Below are 19,243 nucleotides of genomic sequence, written 5' to 3' on the forward strand. Positions count from 1 at the left end.
GATAAGTGCCTGCTCTCACCCTCGATATCGGCTTTTCTTCTACAGCTTTTGCATTAAAACTAGCCACAGCACCGAGAACATCACTTTTTCTTTGGGTATCCGTAACCCACTACCAGCACTTCATCTAACTTACTTTGATCGGGATCGAGTTTGATCGAAAGTTGTTCGCCTTTATAAAGAACTTCCTGGGTTTTGTAGCCTACATAAGTAAAAACTAATGTGGGTTGGTTCACCTCGGTAACCAATTGAAATTCGCCATCAGGATTGGTAGATACTGCCTGGGCAGTTCCTTTTACACGTATGCTTACCCCCGGCAACGGAAGGTTCTTTTCGTCGGTCACTTTTCCCTTAATCGTAATGGCATTCCATCGCTGATGAACAACATTTAGCACACCAGAAGTACTGTACACTGGTGGGTTTGCAGTTTGGGGGCTATTCGGGTACGCAGGTAGCTTACGATGTGTTTCTTTAATACTTTTATTTGCCGAAGCCGGTAAAATGGAGGAAAACAGGAAAAACCCTGTTAAACCTGGTAAAAAAAGTGTTTTTAACAAAGGTTTGTGATGCGAGTCCTTCCAGAACATTCCGCTTATTTTCATAATTAAGGTTGGTTTATGCCAATTATAAAATTGCAATGGGATTAATGGGATGAAAAAACTCCTGCAATTTTCTTAATTTTAGCATGATCATTGAATAAATAGACCGGGTGCAACGCCAATTGATCTCCGGTTAAATGGTTTAATATGAGGAATGTGCAGAAATGCATTTCCCCTATGTTGTAAATTATAACGCTGCGCTGTTGGTAAGCTTCTTTGTCTACCTCATATTGTGTTTACCTGCTTCATATGTATAACCAGGTAAATAGCTACGTTTATGTTCTGCTGTTTAATGCAAAGATCATACAGCCAATATTGATGATGAGGAAAATTTGCCGTGCTGTAACCTCACTTTCGATATGATTTGTTAAAAACAAAATCTATTAAGAAGCCCTTTGCCAGAGAAAAGATTAATTCAACAACAACTACAGCGGTTACTGTAGCAAATTTTTGGTATCAAACGGTAGGGGGTAAGGAGTGGTTCGGGATTCATAATATATAAAGTCTATCTTATTAGTAGACAAAATTATATTATCTTAACATGCCCCACAAACATTTAACAAATTTTACGATTTTGATAATTTTTGAACTTCCGGCAACGATGGCATAACCATTTGCAGGCTCAATAATTATTCTATTGATAAAAATATTCAGCAAATGGATTGTATTGCAAAAGTGATGGAGATTGGGAAAGTAATTAACGAAGGGAAAATGTCAAACCATTTATCCGATCTGCAATAAGCGGGCATTACCAATATGATGTTAAAACTAAAGCCCATCGTAATGAGCTTTAATCTTACTATTTCATGTATTAATTAATTAATTAATTAAAGGTGGCCCTAAACGCCAGCGGCGAAAGCTGCGTTTTTGCTTTAAACAGTTTACTAAACGATTGCGAATGTTCGAAACCCAATTGATAGGCAATTTCGCTGACTGATAAATTTGAAGTAGATAATTTTTCTTTGGCTTTTTCAATAAGCGTATTGTGCACATGCTGTTGTGTGCTTTGCCCCGTTAAAATACTTTACCGATACTCCTTATGCCTTTCGTAATATTTTCTCCATCGCTCTGCCCTTTGCCAATTCATCAACCAACTTATCCAGGTACCTGACTTGTTTGGTTAAAATATTTTCGATTTCCTCAATGCGGTACCCACAAATTAATCCGGTGATCAGGTATGCATTTGGATTTAATGTTGCCTGCTGAAAAAAGCTTTCAAAAGTTACTTTTTCATCAATAAGCTGCTGGAGTTTTTGCTTGTCGAAACCTGTTAACCAGGTAATCACTTCATCTAATTCTTCTTTTGTTCTGCCTTTTTTCTCCACTTTTGCCACATACATAGGATAAACGGAAGCAAATGTCATTTTTGCAATGCGCTCATTGTGGGTATCAGAAGTATTCATATGGATATGCTAATGTTAAACCTTATTGCTTATAGCGATACCAAATTTAACATTTATTTTTAGGAAGGATAAATCAATCTAGCATTCTTTCATATTGATGAATGGTAGCAATTATTACCCAAACGCACCTGTTTTCTGGTTTCCAAAAAAAAAGATGACACCTACAACACCAGGAAAACATTATTTGAAAAGCAGTTTAAGCCCGCTCTGAACCAACATAATAGTCTTTTTTAACTACGGCTGCGGTAACCATTAGCTGACCAACATGCCTCATGGTATGTTCGGCTGCATGGAATAACAAACCTATTACAGTTGAAGGGAGGCCTGCACGGCCCACTCCTCTAAAATCGGGCAGGGTAGATATATCTGTATTTTTTAGCTGCGCCAAGGCTAAATCGACCTGATTACTGAAACGGTTTACCAAATCGGCCACAGTGTATGGATCTGCCGCATCGTTACCTTCTTCTGCCAATTGTGCAAACTGAAATTCGGAAAGCCCTTGTGCCCTTGCATAAGTAAAAACCCGATCGAGTACGCCACTTAAGTGCTGAAGATGAAAACCTGTAGAAGCCATTCCGGCCGGGCGTTCCCAAAGTAAAGCTACCGGAAAATCATCCATGTATTCGTTAATCTCCTCTCTGGCCTGCAGTAATGCATGAGCAATAGGCTGTAGTAATGGATTAAACTCTGGCAGAGGACCTCTTTGCCAAACTTCTAACTTTTGCGACATATCTTAAATAAACATTGCTTTACAGGTAGGAAACCGTTATTATCACCAACCAGATTACGCTAAATGTGCCTCCAAAATAAACCATAGACATATTTTGTTTAAGGTTTTTCTTGATGAAAGCGGCATAAATCATCCAGCCGAAAAATGCAATAAAATATAACGGAACTGCGAATAACAACATAGCTTATAAATTGATAATCAAATATAAACAAAACCTGTGAGAAATTTCGTCTACCATTACGAAACGCAAGTGAAAACAAATCTTTGATTATTTATTGCGAACTTCTTTTTCAACTGAGATAAGGCATTGTAAAAGAATCAACAAATCATCATGCTGAACCAAGCGAAATGCCTTAGATAGTAAGTACCCAAAGATAATTCATCATGTTCAGCACAATATTATATTATAAGATCGATCTTACCAAACCACCCTCTACCCTAATGGCTGCGCCATTGGTGCCAGAAGCTAAAGGACTTACGTAAAAAGTAACGGCATTGGCTATTTCGCTTACATCAAGAAAGCGCTGTAACAATGAAGTAGGCCGCATATTCTTAAAAAAATCGGTTTCTACTTCTGCTATGCTAATGTTTCCTTTTTTTGCTAAATCTTCAATAAAACCACCCACCCCTTTTGATTTTGTTGGCCCTGGCAAAATTGAATTTACAGTTACTTCTGTGCCTTTGGTTAATTCTGCCAAGCCACGACTTACCGCCAGCTGCGCAGTTTTGGTCATACCGTAATGGATCATCTCATCCGGAATAAACACAGCCGATTCGCTTGAAATAAAAATAATTCTGCCCCAGTTTTTCTTTAACATTTTAGGGAACAACTCGCGGGATAACCTGATGCCGCTCATTACATTTACCTCAAAAAACCTGAACCAATCTTCGTCGCTTATCTCTTCAAAGGCTTTGGGTTCAAAAATTCCAGCATTGTTAACCAGAATATCGATTTCAGGAAGCGCTGCAATCAGCCTGTTTACGTCTTCGGCACTCGAAAAATCAGCAGCAATACCCGAAATAAATTCACTGCCTGCAATACTTTCCAATGCTTTAACTGCATCATCTACACTTTGCTGCGAACGGCCATTGATGATTACTTTTACCCCTTCTTTTAACAAACTTTCGGCAATTGAGAATCCAATACCAGCGGTAGAGCCGCTTATAAAAGCTGTTTTATTCTTTAATTGTAGATCCATTTCTAGTTTTTAAAATGTTAATCATAATATTAACTGCCATTTGGCATGTAAAACTTTTTAACTAAGTTGCTTTGAGCTATACAAACTGAACAATTTTCTGCTTAAAATGTGTCATTTCAATATGCTAAAAATGAATAATCGTTAAAGCAATCCGGGCATCATTTTTGAACACAGAGTCTGGCTATCATAAACATATAGCTAAAACGTAATCAAATCTATTTATGAAAAAAACAGCAATCGCTCTCGCCCTAGGGGTAGCTCTGGCCTCTTGCAACAATAAAGAGAAAAAAGCAGAAGAAAATCTTAAAGATAGTACCACAACCAGTCAAACTGAACCATCAAAAACCAGCGGAAGTGTTGCCGCTACCGAAATCGACTGGAAAACTATTCCTGAGGTTAGAGAAATTGGCGAATTTCCTTTTTTTAAAGCTCCGGAAGGTATAAAAATTGTAGATGAAAAAGCCGGACTGACTGATGTTTTTGAAAATGAAATGTTAGAAAACTATACTGGCACTGGCGTTTACACCACCAAAGGGAAACTTGGGGTTATTGCTTTTGCAGATGAAAAGAGTCAAAATTTTAATCAACGCTTTTTTAATCAGGAGTTTACTGAATATATAAATAAAATAGGTGCGAAACAGTTATACAGTGGGAATTATCCTGCCAACAATACTGCTAATGAGGCTTTGAGGCAAAAATTGAAAGGAAATATTTGGAACGGCAAAGGGCATACTTTCGCACTTTCTGATGATGAACCTTTTGCCGTATATGCATTTAGAAATAATGGTAAAAATTATATCGTTAATGTGCAAACAAACTCTGCCCAAGGGTATATTTTTATAATGGAGTTAAAAGCTTAATTGGTTATAAACAAAAACAGACCTTGCTGAGCAAAGTCTGTTTTGTAAATGTTTACGGTAGATGTATTGATATAACACGATACCTTTTTTATTGTTTTAATTATTGCAAAATAATTAATCAAAGTTTAAATGGCTTGCAGATTAATGATACGCCTGATTCTACCAAAGCGTTTTTCGAGTTTTAATGACTTCTCATTTAATTGTGTTTTAGCTACTAACTTCGCCCCTTTTAATGTTGCACCAATTAAAATCCCGCCAGAAATCAACACAAAATTCTTAATTATATATTGCCCCAGCAGTGTTGGAACCAGTATCGAATGATGAAAGGTTTCATGAGGGAAGAAAATTAGCGGAAGAAATGTACCAGCCATCTGCATGTACAATAAAATTAAAGTTAGTCTAAGCCAGGCTTTTGTAATTAAGCCAATACCAATAACGCATTCCCAGATTGCTAATATAGGCATAGAAATGGAGGGTTTGATGGCCCCGAAAGTAAGTTTAAGTATGGTGCGCCCTGCAATTTCTTCTGCGGAACTCATGCCAGGGAAAAATTTAAGCATTCCAAACCAGATAAATATAATACCCAGGCATATACGCAAAATATTAATGCCGTTTCGTGCTTTCCAGGCTACAATTCTTGATTCTGTTATTCTGAGGATACTGAACATGCTATAGGTTTTAGACCTTAATATACGTCGATTAACATCATTGAGTTTACTTCCAAAAGGGGTTACCTACTCGTTTATGATGTTAAAGCATGGTTAATCGCTAAAATGCTATACCAGTTATTGTAGAGAATAGAAGATGTGATTTATATAAAAAAGATTAGAGGCTGTGGGTCGTTTTGTTTTAAAGTGGCAAACTGAAATAGAAAGTTGAGCCAACCCCTAATTCGCTTTCTACCCAAATTTTTCCTCCATGGCCACGGATAATCTCATCACAAAGGTAAAGCCCAATCCCAAAACCGCTGATATTGGCCATTTGCTTACTATCTACCCTAAAAAAACGATCAAATAATTTATCCTGATCTGTAGGCAATACACCCATACCTTCGTCTTTTACACTCACCTGTGCAGTTTCATTAACCCTTATACAGGCTACATTAATGGTAGAGCCAAGTGGAGAATATTTTACCGCATTGTTAATCAGATTGGTAATTACCTGCCCAACTTTATCTTTATCGGCTACAACAGGTGTTGTTTCTACAGGTGCAAAAATAATATTGTGGGAAGAGATGGTGGCCAGCGATTCTACTTCGGCCTCTTTAATTAAGTCGGCCATATCAAATAATTTCAGGTCTATGGGTATTTTTCCTGTATCAGCCCTTTTCATATTCAAAAAACCATCTATCATGGTGCTCATCTTCTTGGTTTGAATATAAGCCCTGCTCAGAATATTCCCACTCATGCCATCTTTATTTTTATCGGCACGCATTTGTAACACCTGGATATAACCACCCATTGAGGTAAGCGGTGTTTTAAGTTCATGACTTACCATACTGATGAAATCATTTTTGCGCTGTTCGTTTTCTTTCTGCTCGGTAATATCCAATACAGTACCAGAGAAATATGATTTCCTTCCCTTTTCGGCAGGGTTCAGTTTCCCTGTTGATTTTACCCAGCGTTGCCTTTTGCTCCTGAATTCGATAATGGGATATTCAAGATCGTAGGATTTATTATTAAGAAAAGCCTCGTTAATTTTTTCTACCACCTTGGCACTATAATCTTCTCTGATTTGAGAAACCGCAGCCTCGTAAGGCATTGTTTCATCTTCATGGTAACCAAAAAACTGCTTTAAGCGTGGCGAAGGAATAAATGCCCTTGTATCGGCATCGATGTACCAGATGCCTAAATCGGCTTGTTCGATTGCCATATTTTTCAGGTTTTCGCTTTCTGCCAGTTTTGCATTTACCAATAATAAACTGTTTTGCGTAACCTTGAGGGCGTGATTTACAGAGAGCAATTCTTCATTTGCAGCACGGATTTCGCTGTTGGTTTCAGATAATTCGGCATTTAGCTTTCCCACTTCTATCTGACTGCGGATTAACTCCTCATTAGAAGCCAGCAATTCTTCATTTGAAGCCGTAGTTTCTTCCATTAACTGGTTCTGTAACTCTACTTCACTGATAGAAGAAAGACGCAATTCGATTTCATCCATCACAATTTTAGCCATGCTTTTTAAAATGGCCCTGCTGTGCGCATCAAATTTTCTGGGTATTTTATCTATAATGCATAAAGTACCAATCCTGAAACCATCAGCTGTAGTTAATGGTGCACCTGCATAAAATTTTAAACCAAAACTGCCTGCAACATTTGGGTTGGTAAGCAAACATGGCTCATGTGGTGCATTTTCGAAAACGGTAACCTCCGGATCTAAAACAGCCAGTGAGCAGATACTTACGCCCCTTGGTGATGTAGTTGCCTTGCCCATACCAACATTGGCTTTAAAATAAACCTGTTCTGCATCTACAAGTGAGATTAAAGAAACGGGTACATTAAATATTTGAGTAGCCAAACCCGCAATATGATCAAAGCAATGCTCTGGCGGGGTATCTATAATTTTGTAACGCTTGAGGGCTTCAACACGCTCGACATCATTATCGGGGATAATATTCTTTCCGAACGTATTTTCCATTGTTATAATTTACTTTAAAGCAATTAACTACCTTTAAGTGAAGGTTTTATTAAAAATAATATTATGATTTATCTAGTATTGTAACAGCCAGGCGACACAAATGTTTGGCACATCAATTAATATTCCTAAGGCTTGTACGAGATCTATTTAGTGAGGATTTGTAAGGTGATAATCTACCTTTTTAAGCAAATCAAAAATATCAAAAGGTTTGGCAATAAAATCTTCAGCTTTGCAGTTGCGTTTCATTTCATTTAGGCCTGCATGGGCACTCATCATCATAATGGGTATCTTTTTAGTGGCCTCGTCATTTTTTAAATCATCGCATACAAGTAAGCCGTTCCCATCAGGCAACCTAACATCAAGGAGGTACAAATCCTGTTTTCCCTTATCCTTAAAGGCCATAAAGTCTTTTATGTTCGAGAATCCATAAACCTCATATTGTTCATCGGTCAGTATCATTTCGATAATCTCACGTATGCCCTCATCATCTTCCAACAAACATATTTTCTTGCCCATAACTATATCACCCTTATTTGTTTAACTAAACAGTGATAATGTAACAACACTTGCCAGATAATGTTTTAGCTGTTACACTATAGGAGTACAAAAAATGATGGTATTAAAAAAAACGGCTAAACGCTATGCGAATTTTCCATTTTTTGAATGAAATTGTGGTTTATTTACAATAGTAAAAAAGCGTGATTAATTCCCGATTGCTCTTTTTGCAGGCTTAAATTGTGTAGCCAATAATACACCCCCAAGTGCAGCGGTTAAAAATACCCCTTCAATAATTGCTAAACGTTTTTTCTTTCTAAAACCACGGTAAAAGGAGTGTGCAGCGATTATGCCCAAGCCCGCAAATTCTATATTTCTCTGTACACGTTTAGAAGAATCTTTACTTTTAACCAATACCAGGTGCAAAAGTTCGTCAATTAAACTTATGTTTTTCGAAATGCCTCTTCTAACTTGTGCCTTACTTGCAGATGCACCAAATTTTTTTGCAGCAGTTTGTAAGCCGGCAGTCGCAATTTCATTAATCAAATGTGTTCTAGTATCTTTTTTTTCCATATCAATTCCATAGGTCCTATTATTTGAACCCAATTGCTGAGATATAGTTTTGATTAATTTGAGAAAGACTTAATGCCATAGCATTTAGCAACTTTAGTGTTAGCGGACAGCAATTTTATATCGTGATGGGTTTGACAATTCACAAACAATTAAAAAGTAAGGGTTTTAAGATAAAATAACGAGATCGATATCCCTCATGGCCAGATTTTTTAAAAGACCATTAAAAACTGCGGTACGGAGAATTACCTGGAAAATATTAAGGTGTGGCTTGCCGATGCAAATGGTGGTAACTTCTTTTTCGGTGGCCACATCGATAATGGTTTTGGTTATTGCATTACTTTTTACTTTAATCACTTCTGCACCAAGTTCGGTTGCCAATTTAAAATGATTGATAAGGTGCCGCTGTTTATCCAGCTTAATGCGCTCCAAGCTTTCGTTATCACTTTGCACATACAATACGATCCACGGAGAACGGTAGTAAGATGCCAATCTTGCTGTTTTGCGGATTACCACACCAGCTGTTTCTGCATTTGAAGAAATACAGACAAGAAATCGCTCGGGCCGGAGTTTTATTGATTTGGGAATTTCTGTCTGGATTTTCCGTTCTACCTGGTGCACTACTTCTTTAAGGGCAAGTTCGCGAAGTTGGAGAATTTTGTCTGACTGGAAAAAATTGCCTAATGCCCTTTCAATTTTAGATTGATCATAAATTTTCCCTTCTTTAAGCCGGGTAACCAGTTCATCAGCTGTGAGATCGATGTTTACAATTTCATCAGCAAGTTCCAATATTTTATCGGGAATGCGTTCGGTAACGGCAATTCCGGTAATTTGTTCAATTTCCTCATTTATGCTTTCGAGATGTTGGATATTTACTGCGGATATTACACTGATCCCGGCTTCGAGCAGGTCGAAAACATCTTGCCAGCGTTTGGTATTTTTGCTGCCTTCGGCATTGGTATGGGCAAGTTCATCTACAATAACGATTTCGGGATGGCGGTTTATAATTCCTTTCAAATCCATCTCCTCTATTTCTTTGCCCCGATAAAATATTTTTCGCCGTGCGATAATGGGAAGGCCTGCAACAAGTGCTTCTGTTTCTGCTCTTTTATGGGTTTCTACATAACCGATGCAAACATCAACTCCGTTGCGCAACAGCGCATGTGATTCTTGAAGCATGCGGTACGTTTTGCCCACCCCGGCACTCATTCCGATGTAGATTTTAAGTTTCCCGCGCCTGGATTTTTTAACCAGATCCAAAAAGTGCCTAACCGATTCTTCTTTTTGTTCTTCTTCCATAATCTTTTACCAGGTAACTATTACAATTCCTTTTTCTATTAATATGCTGAAGGCAACAATTATTACAAGGGTAAACAATATAACCTTAAACCTGAATGAAATTTTCCTGGTAAGCAAATTAACATGTTTATGCGCTGTATAACTTCTTTTGAGGTGAGATGCCTTGCTCCTTTTTAACGCATTCAATTTTCTGATCATTAACGTACCAGTAATGGCTAAAAACAGGCTGAAGATGATTTCTATATAAGGATGCATTGTTACAATTGATGATTACAGAAATTATTTTTAAAATAGCCGTCATCTCGACCGATTGCAACGGAACGGAAAGATCTACAATAGACTTATCGACTCCCCCACGCTCTGCCCGAAATGACGACGCTATTAAATGCTAAAACGAAACTGCTATGCTTGCCGTAAGGGTAGCATTTGCATTTACCGCAGCATTTTCTCTTGCAAATATTTTGTCTTTGCTATCGTAAGCTTTTCCTTCTAATCGAATTACAGCGTTTGCTATTGGCGCATAATCAAGATTTAATGAATAACCCTTGGTTTTGAAACCATTTGTTGTTCCTGTAGCGATAAAAATGCCGTTTTTGTCTTCGTAATACTCAAATCTTCCGGCTACAGCCCATTTAGGTGCAAATTTGTATTGAAGAATTGCCACTGGTGAAATCACTTCATTTTTATCATCGCTTCCTTTTACTTTCTGTTGGGTGCCATAATCAAAACCAACTGTTACGCCAAATTTATCAGTAACCTGGAAAATGCCGTAAATATTGTGGTAAAACCTGTTTACCCGGGCCGAATCGGCACCTTCAGTTCCGAGATAATTGCTATAATTAACGGTAATTTTATCGGTTGGTTTCCAGGTAAGCTGAAGTCCGCCGGCAGGTTTATTGTTTCCATTTTGGCGTGTAATACGCTGCCATCCGTTAAGGTAAAGTGCTGCAGCAGAAAACTTACCATCTTTTGTTCCATAGCTGATTTTAGCCCCAGATTCATAATATGGCGTATTCTCTGAAGAAATATTCCTGGTAAGCACCCAACAGTCTTTTGAAACTGCACTTTCAAACCCGATATGAGAAGAGAAAATTCCGGCATCAACCCAAAGGTTTTCCGATTTGGATAATTTTACTCCAGCGTTGGCCTCAAAAATGTTTTTTAGTACACCAGGCTCAGCAGCAAGGTTTGCATTGGCATAGGTTCCGGCCATTACCGCTAAATTAGCGCGGATATTGCCACTATCATAAGCTGCTTTAATAAAACCCAGGTTAAGGTTCACTTCGTTTGCACGGTTGTGCGAATAAATAAATGCCGGGCGGTTATGATCGGCTGGTTTGTTAAAATCATATCCGTAATAAGCTTCGAGGTAACCCGTTACTTTAATTTTTGGTTCTTCCTGTGCTTTCGCGAAGAAACCTGTAGTAAGTGTAGCAGCTAGTAATAGTAATTTTTTCATTTTATCTGATTGTTTTATTAAGTAAAGTTTAATGTGAGCGTCATCTCGGTCTGATAGCTATCGGATGAATGCAATGAAATAGAGCGATCTAATTCAAAAGATTTCTCTAATACGGTCGAAATGACGTTCGTGGATTATTTAAAGTTCATCAAGTGCAATGTTTAATTTCAGCACATTTACTGATGAAGGGCCAAAAACGCCCATAAAAGGTTTAAGGGTATTCATCGCGATAAGTTCTTTTACTTTTTCCTCATCTATATTTCTGGCTTTCGCAACCCGTTGGATCTGAATGGCTGCACCTTGCTCAGAAATATTAGGATCGAGCCCGCTACCTGATGCAGTAACCATATCGGCAGGAATATCTGATTTTTTGATACCTGGATTGTACTTCAATAAAGTATCAATACGCGATTGTACTTCTTTTAAATAATCAGGATTAGATGGACCTTTGTTAGATCCGGCAGAGCCAGCTGCATTGTAAGCCACTGCTGATGGCCTTCCCCAGAAATATTCTGGCTTGGTAAACGACTGGCCCAGTAATGCATAACCCACAGTTTTACCGTTTTTAGTGATTTTTTCTCCTCCACCGTTTCCTTTAGACATTTTACCGATAAAGGCCACACTGATGGGATATATTACGCATAACAGTACCAATAGCACAAGGGTTAAGCGGATAGATTGAATGATGTACTTTTTCATTTTATTAAAATTTATTTTACTGATAAACAGATTTTTTTAGACAAATAACCCCACTAATAAATCGATTATTTTAATGCCTATAAAGGGTGCTACAACGCCGCCAATACCATATATAAACAGGTTTCTGCGTAATAATGCAGTGGCACCGATAGGCTTGTAAGCCACACCTTTTAAGGCCAGCGGGATTAGGATCGGAATAATAATGGCATTAAAAATTACTGCCGACATAATGGCCGATTCGGGGCTATGTAGGCCCATGATATTTAAACTTTGCAAAGCAGGTATCGAGGCGATAAACAATGCCGGAACGATGGCGAAATATTTGGCAACATCATTCGCAATAGAGAAGGTTGTTAGCGTACCACGGGTAATTAACAATTGTTTTCCTATTTCTACAATCTCAATTAGCTTGGTAGGATCGTTATCTAAATCGACCATGTTACCAGCCTCTTTTGCTGCTTGTGTACCACTGTTCATGGCTACACCAACATCGGCCTGGGCTAAAGCAGGCGCGTCATTGGTACCATCACCCATCATTGCCACCAGTTTACCAAGTGCCTGTTCATCTTTAATATAATTCATCTTATCCTCGGGTTTAGCCTCGGCAATAAAATCATCTACACCAGCCTTTTCAGCAATATATTTAGCCGTTAATGGATTATCGCCTGTAACCATTACCGTTTTTACACCCATTTTTCTTAAGCGTTCGAATCGCTCGCTTATACCTGGTTTAATAATATCCTGCAATTCGATTACGCCAAGGGCTTTTTCATTTTCTGATACTACAAGGGGTGTACCGCCATTGGTTGCAATTGCCTTTACATGGTTTTCAATGTCAGATGGAAATATATTTCCGGCCTTTTCTACTATATTTCTAATCGAATCGAAGGCCCCTTTTCTGATTCTTCTTCCATCAGCAGTATCTAATCCACTTGAGCGTGTTTCGGCAGTAAATTTTATAAAAGTTGATCCTTCAGGTGTTCCTACAGATTTTATACCTTGTTCTGCAGCCAGTTCGATGATGGATTTTCCTTCAGGGGTTTCATCTGCCAATGAGCTTTAGCACACAGGCATCGGTAAAAGCTTTAATGTTTACGCCAGCAGTTGGGTAAAAATTGGTGGCTTTACGGTTTCCGATTGTAATTGTTCCGGTTTTATCTAAAAGCAATACATCAATATCGCCTGCGGTTTCTACTGCTTTACCCGATTTTGTGATTACGTTGGCCCTTAATGCCCTGTCCATTCCGGCAATGCCGATGGCCGATAAAAGTCCGCCGATGGTGGTTGGAATTAAACATACAAAGAGGGAAATTAATGCGGCAATGGTAATCGGTGTATTGGCGTAATCGGCAAAGGGTTTTAAAGTAACGCACACAATGATAAATACCAGGGTAAAGCTTGCCAGCAAAATGGTTAAGGCAATTTCATTTGGTGTTTTTTGGCGCGAGGCACCTTCTACCAGGGCAATCATTTTATCTAAAAAGCTTTCTCCAGGAGCAGTACTTACCTGAACTTTAATCTCATCAGATAAAACTTTTGTTCCTCCTGTTACCGAAGATTTATCACCTCCCGATTCGCGGATAACCGGAGCAGATTCACCAGTAATGGCCGATTCGTCGATTGTAGCAATACCTTCAATAATCTCTCCATCTGTAGGAATGGTATCTCCGGTTTCACAAACAAAAACATCACCTTTTTTCAACTGGTTAGAAGAGCGGATTTCGATTATACCATTTGGCAAAAGCACTTTTGCAGGCGTTTCCTCTCTTGTTTTACGTAAACTATCTGCCTGTGCTTTGCCCCTTGCCTCGGCAATGGCCTCAGCAAAATTTGCAAAAAGTACAGTAAGCAAAAGCACCAAAAAGATGAAGAAATTATATAATGGCGATCCTTGCCCGCTGTGGCTAAATGAATATACTGTAACATAAGCCATTACCAGGGTTCCGATTTCTACAGTGAACATAACCGGGTTGCGGACCATTACCCTTGGATCGAGTTTGATAAAAGATTGTTTAAGTGCGGTCTGCACTAAGGCAGGTTCGAACAATTTATTATTGGGTTTCATATTTGAATTTTATTATTGTTTTGTCGTGCTGAGCTTATTGAAATACTAGTAATTGCGTCTCGAGATACTCAACTGCGGCAATTCTTATTTATTTAAGCATGGTAAAGTATTCTGCCAATGGCCCAAGTGCCAATGCAGGGAAATAAGATAAAGCGTTCAGTACCAATATCACTGCAAAAGTCATCAAGGCAAAGGTTTTGGTATCTGTTCTAAGTGTACCAGCCGATTCAGGAATGAATTTTTTGGCACCCAATAATCCGGCAATGGCAACAGGACCAATAATTGGCAAGAAACGGCCAATGAAAATCACAATACCGGTAGATAAATTCCAGAATATATTGTTATCGCCCAATCCTTCAAATCCTGAACCGTTATTGGCGTTAGAGGAGGTCATTTCATAAAGCATCTCTGAAAATCCATGGAAACCAGGATTATTAAGCCAGTTTTTAGGTTGAACGGCCCATGCCGCATCGCCATGATTGGTAAAAATGTAACTGGCAATTGCAGTACCTGCAAGAATCAAAAACGGACTTAGCAAAGTAATAATGGCAGCGATTTTAATCTCTCTGGCCTCAACTTTATGTCCAAGAAACTCCGGCGTTCTACCTACCATTAATCCAGATATAAATACGGCAACAATCAGGTAAATAAAATAATTTAATAAACCCACACCACAGCCTCCATAAAAAGAATTGATCATCATGCCAAGTAATTGCCACGTCCCCGACATTGGCATGGTACTATCGTGCATACTATTTACAGATCCTGTAGAAATAATAGTAGTTACCGTTGCCCAGTAAGCAGATGCAGCGGGACCAAAGCGGACTTCCTTCCCTTCCATTGCTCCGGTAGTTTGAGAAATGCCCATTTTTGCCAGGGCAGGACTTCCACCAAGTTCTGAACTTAGCATAGGCAAAAGCAGCATAAACAAACCAATTGTCATTACTCCAAAGATTGTCCAGGCCAGTTTTTTCCTGCGGATAAAATATCCGAAAGCAATCACCATTGCAATCGGAATGATTACCTGTGCAATTAGCTCGGCCATATTGGTAAAGTAACTTGGGTTTTCGAATGGATGTGCTGAATTTGCTCCAAAATATCCGCCTCCGTTAGTACCCAAATGTTTAATGGCAATCATTTGAGCGGCAGGCCCTCTCGAAACATTAACCGTATCACCCTGTAAAGAAATAAACTTGTCTTTACCATCATAACTTGCCGGGGTACCGTTAAAAGTTAAAATTAAGGCCATCACAAAAGATAGCGGCAACAATAAACGGGTAATTGATTTTACAAAGAACTCCCAGAAATTTCCAAGTTCGGTTGTTGTTTTATCTCTAAAGGCTTTAAAAAGCACAACTGCAGCAGCTATACCTGTGGCAGCACTTACAAACTGAAGAAACATCAGTACATATTGCTGGGTGAGGTAACTTACACCACTTTCGCCTGAGTAATGCTGAAGATTACAGTTGGCCACAAAACTGATAATGGTATTAAATGCTAAATCTGAAGTCATTCCAGGATTTCCATCCGGGTTGAAGGGAAGTTTATCCTGAAAAATGAGTACAAAAAAGCCATAGAATAACCATAATATATTAATGGTGAGCAAAGCTTTTAATTGCTGCTTCCAGTTCATCTGTTCTTTAATGTTGATTCCGGAAAGTTTGTAAATACCAGTTTCCAATGGTTTTAAAAAATCTGTCCAGACTTTTTCTCCTGCAAAAACCTTTGCCAGGTATTTACCCAAAGGTATTGCGATGGCCAGGGTGAGCAAGAATGTGGCGATAATGCCGGTTAATTCAGTGTTCATTTTTTTGATGTGTTAATTGTTCTCCAGGAAGGAGAAAGGATTAAAATTTTTCGGGTTTGATCAGCACGTAAATCATGTAGATAAATACGGCGATGGCGATAATAAATAATGCGATCATAGTGTTAGATTTTTTCGAACCAGTCGATTGATTTGTAAATTGCCCAACAGAGCAAAATGAGAATTAAAAAAAGTAGTATTGTCATGATTGTATTTGCTTTGCATGCCATTAGCCAACTGTTATACCAAAAAAAGCAAAATCAACATAAATCATTAATTTTCAGTTACTTATAAACAAAACACATAATTATAAGAAATTAAGGCATAAAAAAACCCTTCCATTTTGGAAAGGTTTTTTTCATTTGGGGAAATTAATTCGTCATTGCTGAGGGGAAAATCTCAAGTCTTAGCGAGACACTAAGACTAGAAAAAGAGATCCTTCGAATACGCTACCATTAACAGGCTTCAGTAAAGCGGTCGTAATTGCGAGGTACGAAGCAATCTTTCATGCTAGTGAGCCTTGCCATAAAGATTGCTTCGTCGGCTGAAAAAGCCTTACAGCAATGACGATATCCATTAAAGTCTTAGCGAGACACTAAGATTAGGAGAGCTCCAAAGTTTCGAGTAAACTAATATAAATATCAATCCCTTCTTCAATTTCTTCAATACCGATAAACTCATCAGCAGTATGCGAACGTGCAGAATTGCCGGGCCCCATTTTTATTGATGGCATATCCAGCCAGCCTTGATCTGAACTAGTTGGCGACAGGTATGTTTTTCTACCCAATGATAGCCCTGAAATTACAAGCGGGTGAAGAATATCAATATAAGATGGTTTTAATACATTGGCGCGAATAGTAAAATGGCAAGATGTGTGGTTAATTATCGTATTTATAATTTCCCTTTCGGTATAATTGTGATCGAAGCGAATATCTACTGTAAACCTGCACTCATCAGGAACAATATTGTGCTGAATTCCGCCTTTAATCTCCGTAACCGTCATTTTTACGGGTTGCGGCTGATCATCCATAATGGGAAATAAATAGTGCCTGAACCATTCAATATCTTTAAACGCATGGTAAATAGCATTGTCTCCTTCTTCCCTGGCTGCGTGGCCCGCACGGCCTTTCGAAACACAGTCTATTACCATTGATCCTTTTTCAGCAATAGCCATTTGCATACAAGTTGGTTCGCCCACAATTGCAAATGATATTGTCTTCATATCATTTAAGATGCTCCGAATGCCTAATTCTCCTGAGGTTTCCTCTTCAGCAGTAGCCGCCAAACAAAGGTTAAAAGGAAGCTCTTTCCGCTCAAAGAAATACAAAAAAGTGGCAATTAAGGCTACAAGAGGCCCTCCAGCATCATTACTACCCAGCCCGTGTATCTTTTCATCTTCAATAACCGGGTTAAAAGGATCTCTTGAATATTGTCCGTTTGGCCTCACCGTATCGTGATGGGAGTTTAGAAGTATGGTGGGTTTCGAAGCATCAAAATATTTATTGTAGCACCAGATATTATTATGTTTTCTGAAAGTATTTATGCCATGTGTGTTTAAAAAAGATTCGATTTCATTTGCGGTAAATGATTCTTCGCCGCTAAAGGAAGGAATAGTGATTAAGGTAGAAAGTAGCTCGAGCGATTGCTGATACAACTGGTTAAGATCAGTACCCTGGGTAAGGTGAATTTTACTTATGGTATTCATGGTAATGTAATGGGGTGATTAAGAATGTGTAACTTCCTGATAAATTTCTGTTTGCTGATACACAATTGGCTGAGCATCTATAAAATATGCCGGATCGAAAAGCATTGCGGTACAGAGGCAGTTGCATTTTTTCTTCCGCTCCAAAATATCATAGTTTACACAGCTTTTACAGCCTTCCCAAAAATGCCCGTCGTGTGTAATTTCAGCAAAACTTACCGGAAGAAAACCAAGTTTGGTATTCATCCGCATAATTGCCGGCCCTGATGTGATACTAAAGATTTTTGCGTTGGGATATAATCTTCTCGACATTCGGAAGATCTTGTTTTTGATTGACCTTGCAACACCAGAATTTCTGAACTTTGGCGCAACAATAAGACCGGAATTGGATACAAAACGTTCGTTTTCCCAGGTTTCGAGGTAAGAGAAGCCAACCCACTCTCCCGTATCGGTTAGGGCAATAACAGCTTTGCCAGCCGCCATTTTCGAGATTACCGATTCTACCGTTCTTTTTGCAATACCCGAGCCGCGGGCAAGTGCCGATTGTGCTGTTTCCTGTATAATTTCTTCAGCGTAATGTGCATCGTTCTGATTTGCGGTGCGCACAAAAATAATGTGGTTATCCATTGTGATTAAAATTTCATGCCAGGCCGATTACAAAGGAAATGCCTAAACACGATTCTACATCCAAAATCTGGCTTTAAACAACAATATGAAGCACTATTAATTTATCAATAGGAAGCTCCCACCACAATACCTTACCAAAATGAAAGGGTTAGTTCCATAACGGAAAACCATTAACAGTTGAATAAAAAAATCAATGATGCGGTATAATCTTGAATCTAACCTATAGGATAATAACTTACAGTCAAATATTGATGTACTAATACTAATATTTCGGATTTTTTGGCGTATAATAGATTTTGCAAGACCATTAAACTTCTACAAAAATCAAACTTCGATCCCAAAAGTTGATATTATGATGCTCAACGCTAACAAAATTTCCTTTGTAAAGCCCCTTAAACAGTATATGGAGCAATACCATACTTTTCCCGACGATCTCGCAGCCCAATATGAAAAAGATTGTACTGTGGTTATGGTAAAAAAGAATAAACATATTGTTTCACCAATTGATAGTAATGCGGCTCTTTACTTTGTAAAAAGCGGTATTGTACGTGGTTTTGTAAAAGAAGGGAGTAAAGATATTACCACTTGGTTTAGTTTTGGAAACAATATTGTGGGTGCTATACGCCATCCCGATGCACCGAGCAATCAATCTATAGAATATTTGCAGGCCCTCGAAGATTGCGAACTGATCCGCATTCCCTACACCCTGATTGAATATGGATATGCTAATTTTAAAGAAGCAAATATTATTGGCAGAAAACTTCTGGCACTTCATTATTATGCAGCTTCTGAAAGATCTATTCTCGCCAGAATACCGAATGCACTGCGGAGGTACAGAAAATTGGCAGAAAGCAAAAAAATTGACTTGAATAAAATCCCTCTCCGTTACCTGGCCAGTTATTTAGGGATGAGAATAGAAACGCTGAGCAGAATTAGAAGTAAAGAATTTAGTAAAAACACTGAACCTAACGTTGAACTATAGAAGTTGCGATTGGACGTATACCAATCGTAATTTTGAACTTAAACTAACTATATTTTGTTTAAAAAACCGCTTATAAAAGGAAAAGTACAATTCTATATTTCTATAAATTTATGAACTGA

General features: G+C 38.4%; 19 protein-coding genes and 2 pseudogenes. 2 read left to right on the forward strand and 19 right to left on the reverse strand.

Translation table 11 applies throughout. The features are described from left to right. Positions 1-80: 80 nt before the first annotated feature. The 6 genes and pseudogenes from AC0IWE_RS16140 to AC0IWE_RS16165 form a co-directional block, all read right to left on the reverse strand. On the reverse strand, positions 81-584 hold the full coding sequence (locus tag AC0IWE_RS16140; protein WP_471793834.1) for a carboxypeptidase-like regulatory domain-containing protein: 504 nt from the start codon (positions 582-584) through the stop codon (positions 81-83). 835 nt (positions 585-1,419) lie between these two features. After that, a pseudogene (locus tag AC0IWE_RS16145) lies at positions 1,420-1,614 on the reverse strand (helix-turn-helix domain-containing protein); the annotation flags it as partial. Positions 1,615-1,633: 19 nt separating this feature from the next. Next, on the reverse strand, positions 1,634-1,999 hold the full coding sequence (locus AC0IWE_RS16150) for a DUF2200 domain-containing protein (RefSeq protein WP_471793835.1): 366 nt from the start codon (positions 1,997-1,999) through the stop codon (positions 1,634-1,636). 196 nt (positions 2,000-2,195) lie between these two features. Next, on the reverse strand, positions 2,196-2,729 hold the full coding sequence (locus tag AC0IWE_RS16155) for a DinB family protein (protein ID WP_471793836.1): 534 nt from the start codon (positions 2,727-2,729) through the stop codon (positions 2,196-2,198). A 19-nt stretch (positions 2,730-2,748) separates the two neighbouring features. Then, complete coding sequence (locus tag AC0IWE_RS16160; protein ID WP_471793837.1) at positions 2,749-2,910, reverse strand: hypothetical protein; 162 nt, start codon at positions 2,908-2,910, stop codon at positions 2,749-2,751. 223 nt (positions 2,911-3,133) lie between these two features. Further along, positions 3,134-3,928: an SDR family NAD(P)-dependent oxidoreductase gene (locus tag AC0IWE_RS16165; protein ID WP_055909609.1), complete on the reverse strand. Its 795-nt coding sequence runs from the start codon at positions 3,926-3,928 to the stop codon at positions 3,134-3,136. Positions 3,929-4,149: 221 nt separating this feature from the next. On the opposite strand from AC0IWE_RS16165, the gene AC0IWE_RS16170 reads away from it, so the two are divergent. Next, positions 4,150-4,788: a hypothetical protein gene (locus tag AC0IWE_RS16170; protein WP_471793838.1), complete on the forward strand. Its 639-nt coding sequence runs from the start codon at positions 4,150-4,152 to the stop codon at positions 4,786-4,788. Positions 4,789-4,913: 125 nt separating this feature from the next. Here AC0IWE_RS16170 and AC0IWE_RS16175 read toward each other — a convergent pair whose 3' ends face one another. The 13 genes and pseudogenes from AC0IWE_RS16175 to AC0IWE_RS16235 all read right to left on the reverse strand — a co-directional run bounded on the left by AC0IWE_RS16175 (position 4,914) and on the right by AC0IWE_RS16235 (position 18,142). Next, entirely contained in the window at positions 4,914-5,456 is a 543-nt protein-coding gene (locus tag AC0IWE_RS16175; protein WP_055909604.1) for a DoxX family membrane protein, read from the reverse strand. A 181-nt stretch (positions 5,457-5,637) separates the two neighbouring features. Further along, on the reverse strand, positions 5,638-7,422 hold the full coding sequence (locus tag AC0IWE_RS16180) for an ATP-binding protein (protein ID WP_471793839.1): 1,785 nt from the start codon (positions 7,420-7,422) through the stop codon (positions 5,638-5,640). Positions 7,423-7,569: 147 nt separating this feature from the next. Beyond that, complete coding sequence (locus AC0IWE_RS16185) at positions 7,570-7,938, reverse strand: response regulator (protein ID WP_055909601.1); 369 nt, start codon at positions 7,936-7,938, stop codon at positions 7,570-7,572. A 186-nt stretch (positions 7,939-8,124) separates the two neighbouring features. Then, positions 8,125-8,490 carry a hypothetical protein gene (locus AC0IWE_RS16190; RefSeq protein ID WP_471793840.1) on the reverse strand — a complete coding sequence of 122 codons (366 nt, stop codon included), beginning with the start codon at positions 8,488-8,490 and terminating at the stop codon, positions 8,125-8,127. A gap of 165 nt (positions 8,491-8,655) precedes the next feature. Continuing rightward, a complete protein-coding gene (locus tag AC0IWE_RS16195) occupies positions 8,656-9,786 on the reverse strand; it encodes a sensor protein KdpD (RefSeq protein ID WP_471793841.1) in 1,131 nt (376 codons plus the stop codon). A 6-nt stretch (positions 9,787-9,792) separates the two neighbouring features. Further along, positions 9,793-10,041 (reverse strand): hypothetical protein, encoded by a 249-nt coding sequence (locus AC0IWE_RS16200; protein ID WP_471793842.1) that lies wholly within the window; start codon positions 10,039-10,041, stop codon positions 9,793-9,795. Between the two features lie 133 nt (positions 10,042-10,174). After that, positions 10,175-11,245 carry a porin gene (locus AC0IWE_RS16205; protein ID WP_471793843.1) on the reverse strand — a complete coding sequence of 357 codons (1,071 nt, stop codon included), beginning with the start codon at positions 11,243-11,245 and terminating at the stop codon, positions 10,175-10,177. A 138-nt stretch (positions 11,246-11,383) separates the two neighbouring features. Then, on the reverse strand, positions 11,384-11,944 hold the full coding sequence (locus AC0IWE_RS16210) for a K(+)-transporting ATPase subunit C (RefSeq protein WP_471793844.1): 561 nt from the start codon (positions 11,942-11,944) through the stop codon (positions 11,384-11,386). 36 nt (positions 11,945-11,980) lie between these two features. Next, positions 11,981-14,009 (reverse strand): annotated as a pseudogene (kdpB, locus tag AC0IWE_RS16215) (potassium-transporting ATPase subunit KdpB). A gap of 88 nt (positions 14,010-14,097) precedes the next feature. After that, positions 14,098-15,816 (reverse strand): potassium-transporting ATPase subunit KdpA, encoded by a 1,719-nt coding sequence (kdpA, locus tag AC0IWE_RS16220; RefSeq protein WP_471793845.1) that lies wholly within the window; start codon positions 15,814-15,816, stop codon positions 14,098-14,100. 40 nt (positions 15,817-15,856) lie between these two features. Then, positions 15,857-15,934: a potassium-transporting ATPase subunit F gene (locus tag AC0IWE_RS16225; RefSeq protein WP_082035969.1), complete on the reverse strand. Its 78-nt coding sequence runs from the start codon at positions 15,932-15,934 to the stop codon at positions 15,857-15,859. 480 nt (positions 15,935-16,414) lie between these two features. After that, a complete protein-coding gene (locus AC0IWE_RS16230) occupies positions 16,415-17,518 on the reverse strand; it encodes a M20/M25/M40 family metallo-hydrolase (RefSeq protein WP_471793846.1) in 1,104 nt (367 codons plus the stop codon). A gap of 18 nt (positions 17,519-17,536) precedes the next feature. After that, a complete protein-coding gene (locus tag AC0IWE_RS16235; protein ID WP_463492568.1) occupies positions 17,537-18,142 on the reverse strand; it encodes an N-acetyltransferase in 606 nt (201 codons plus the stop codon). A 352-nt stretch (positions 18,143-18,494) separates the two neighbouring features. Here AC0IWE_RS16235 and AC0IWE_RS16240 point away from each other — a divergent pair, with 352 nt between their 5' ends. After that, positions 18,495-19,124 (forward strand): Crp/Fnr family transcriptional regulator, encoded by a 630-nt coding sequence (locus AC0IWE_RS16240; protein ID WP_471793847.1) that lies wholly within the window; start codon positions 18,495-18,497, stop codon positions 19,122-19,124. Positions 19,125-19,243 lie beyond the last annotated feature (119 nt).

It is taken from the genome of Pedobacter sp. AC402, from assembly GCF_979252805.1.

Coding starts and splice junctions, on each gene's coding strand:
- AC0IWE_RS16140 (WP_471793834.1), bottom strand. CDS start 584: ATGTTCTGGAAGGACTCGCATCACAAACCTTTGTTAAAAACACTTTTT.
- AC0IWE_RS16150 (WP_471793835.1), bottom strand. CDS start 1,999: ATGAATACTTCTGATACCCACAATGAGCGCATTGCAAAAATGACATTT.
- AC0IWE_RS16155 (WP_471793836.1), bottom strand. CDS start 2,729: ATGTCGCAAAAGTTAGAAGTTTGGCAAAGAGGTCCTCTGCCAGAGTTT.
- AC0IWE_RS16160 (WP_471793837.1), bottom strand. CDS start 2,910: ATGTTGTTATTCGCAGTTCCGTTATATTTTATTGCATTTTTCGGCTGG.
- AC0IWE_RS16165 (WP_055909609.1), bottom strand. CDS start 3,928: ATGGATCTACAATTAAAGAATAAAACAGCTTTTATAAGCGGCTCTACC.
- AC0IWE_RS16170 (WP_471793838.1), top strand. CDS start 4,150: ATGAAAAAAACAGCAATCGCTCTCGCCCTAGGGGTAGCTCTGGCCTCT.
- AC0IWE_RS16175 (WP_055909604.1), bottom strand. CDS start 5,456: ATGTTCAGTATCCTCAGAATAACAGAATCAAGAATTGTAGCCTGGAAA.
- AC0IWE_RS16180 (WP_471793839.1), bottom strand. CDS start 7,422: ATGGAAAATACGTTCGGAAAGAATATTATCCCCGATAATGATGTCGAG.
- AC0IWE_RS16185 (WP_055909601.1), bottom strand. CDS start 7,938: ATGGGCAAGAAAATATGTTTGTTGGAAGATGATGAGGGCATACGTGAG.
- AC0IWE_RS16190 (WP_471793840.1), bottom strand. CDS start 8,490: ATGGAAAAAAAAGATACTAGAACACATTTGATTAATGAAATTGCGACT.
- AC0IWE_RS16195 (WP_471793841.1), bottom strand. CDS start 9,786: ATGGAAGAAGAACAAAAAGAAGAATCGGTTAGGCACTTTTTGGATCTG.
- AC0IWE_RS16200 (WP_471793842.1), bottom strand. CDS start 10,041: ATGCATCCTTATATAGAAATCATCTTCAGCCTGTTTTTAGCCATTACT.
- AC0IWE_RS16205 (WP_471793843.1), bottom strand. CDS start 11,245: ATGAAAAAATTACTATTACTAGCTGCTACACTTACTACAGGTTTCTTC.
- AC0IWE_RS16210 (WP_471793844.1), bottom strand. CDS start 11,944: ATGAAAAAGTACATCATTCAATCTATCCGCTTAACCCTTGTGCTATTG.
- kdpA (WP_471793845.1), bottom strand. CDS start 15,816: ATGAACACTGAATTAACCGGCATTATCGCCACATTCTTGCTCACCCTG.
- AC0IWE_RS16225 (WP_082035969.1), bottom strand. CDS start 15,934: ATGATCGCATTATTTATTATCGCCATCGCCGTATTTATCTACATGATT.
- AC0IWE_RS16230 (WP_471793846.1), bottom strand. CDS start 17,518: ATGAATACCATAAGTAAAATTCACCTTACCCAGGGTACTGATCTTAAC.
- AC0IWE_RS16235 (WP_463492568.1), bottom strand. CDS start 18,142: ATGGATAACCACATTATTTTTGTGCGCACCGCAAATCAGAACGATGCA.
- AC0IWE_RS16240 (WP_471793847.1), top strand. CDS start 18,495: ATGATGCTCAACGCTAACAAAATTTCCTTTGTAAAGCCCCTTAAACAG.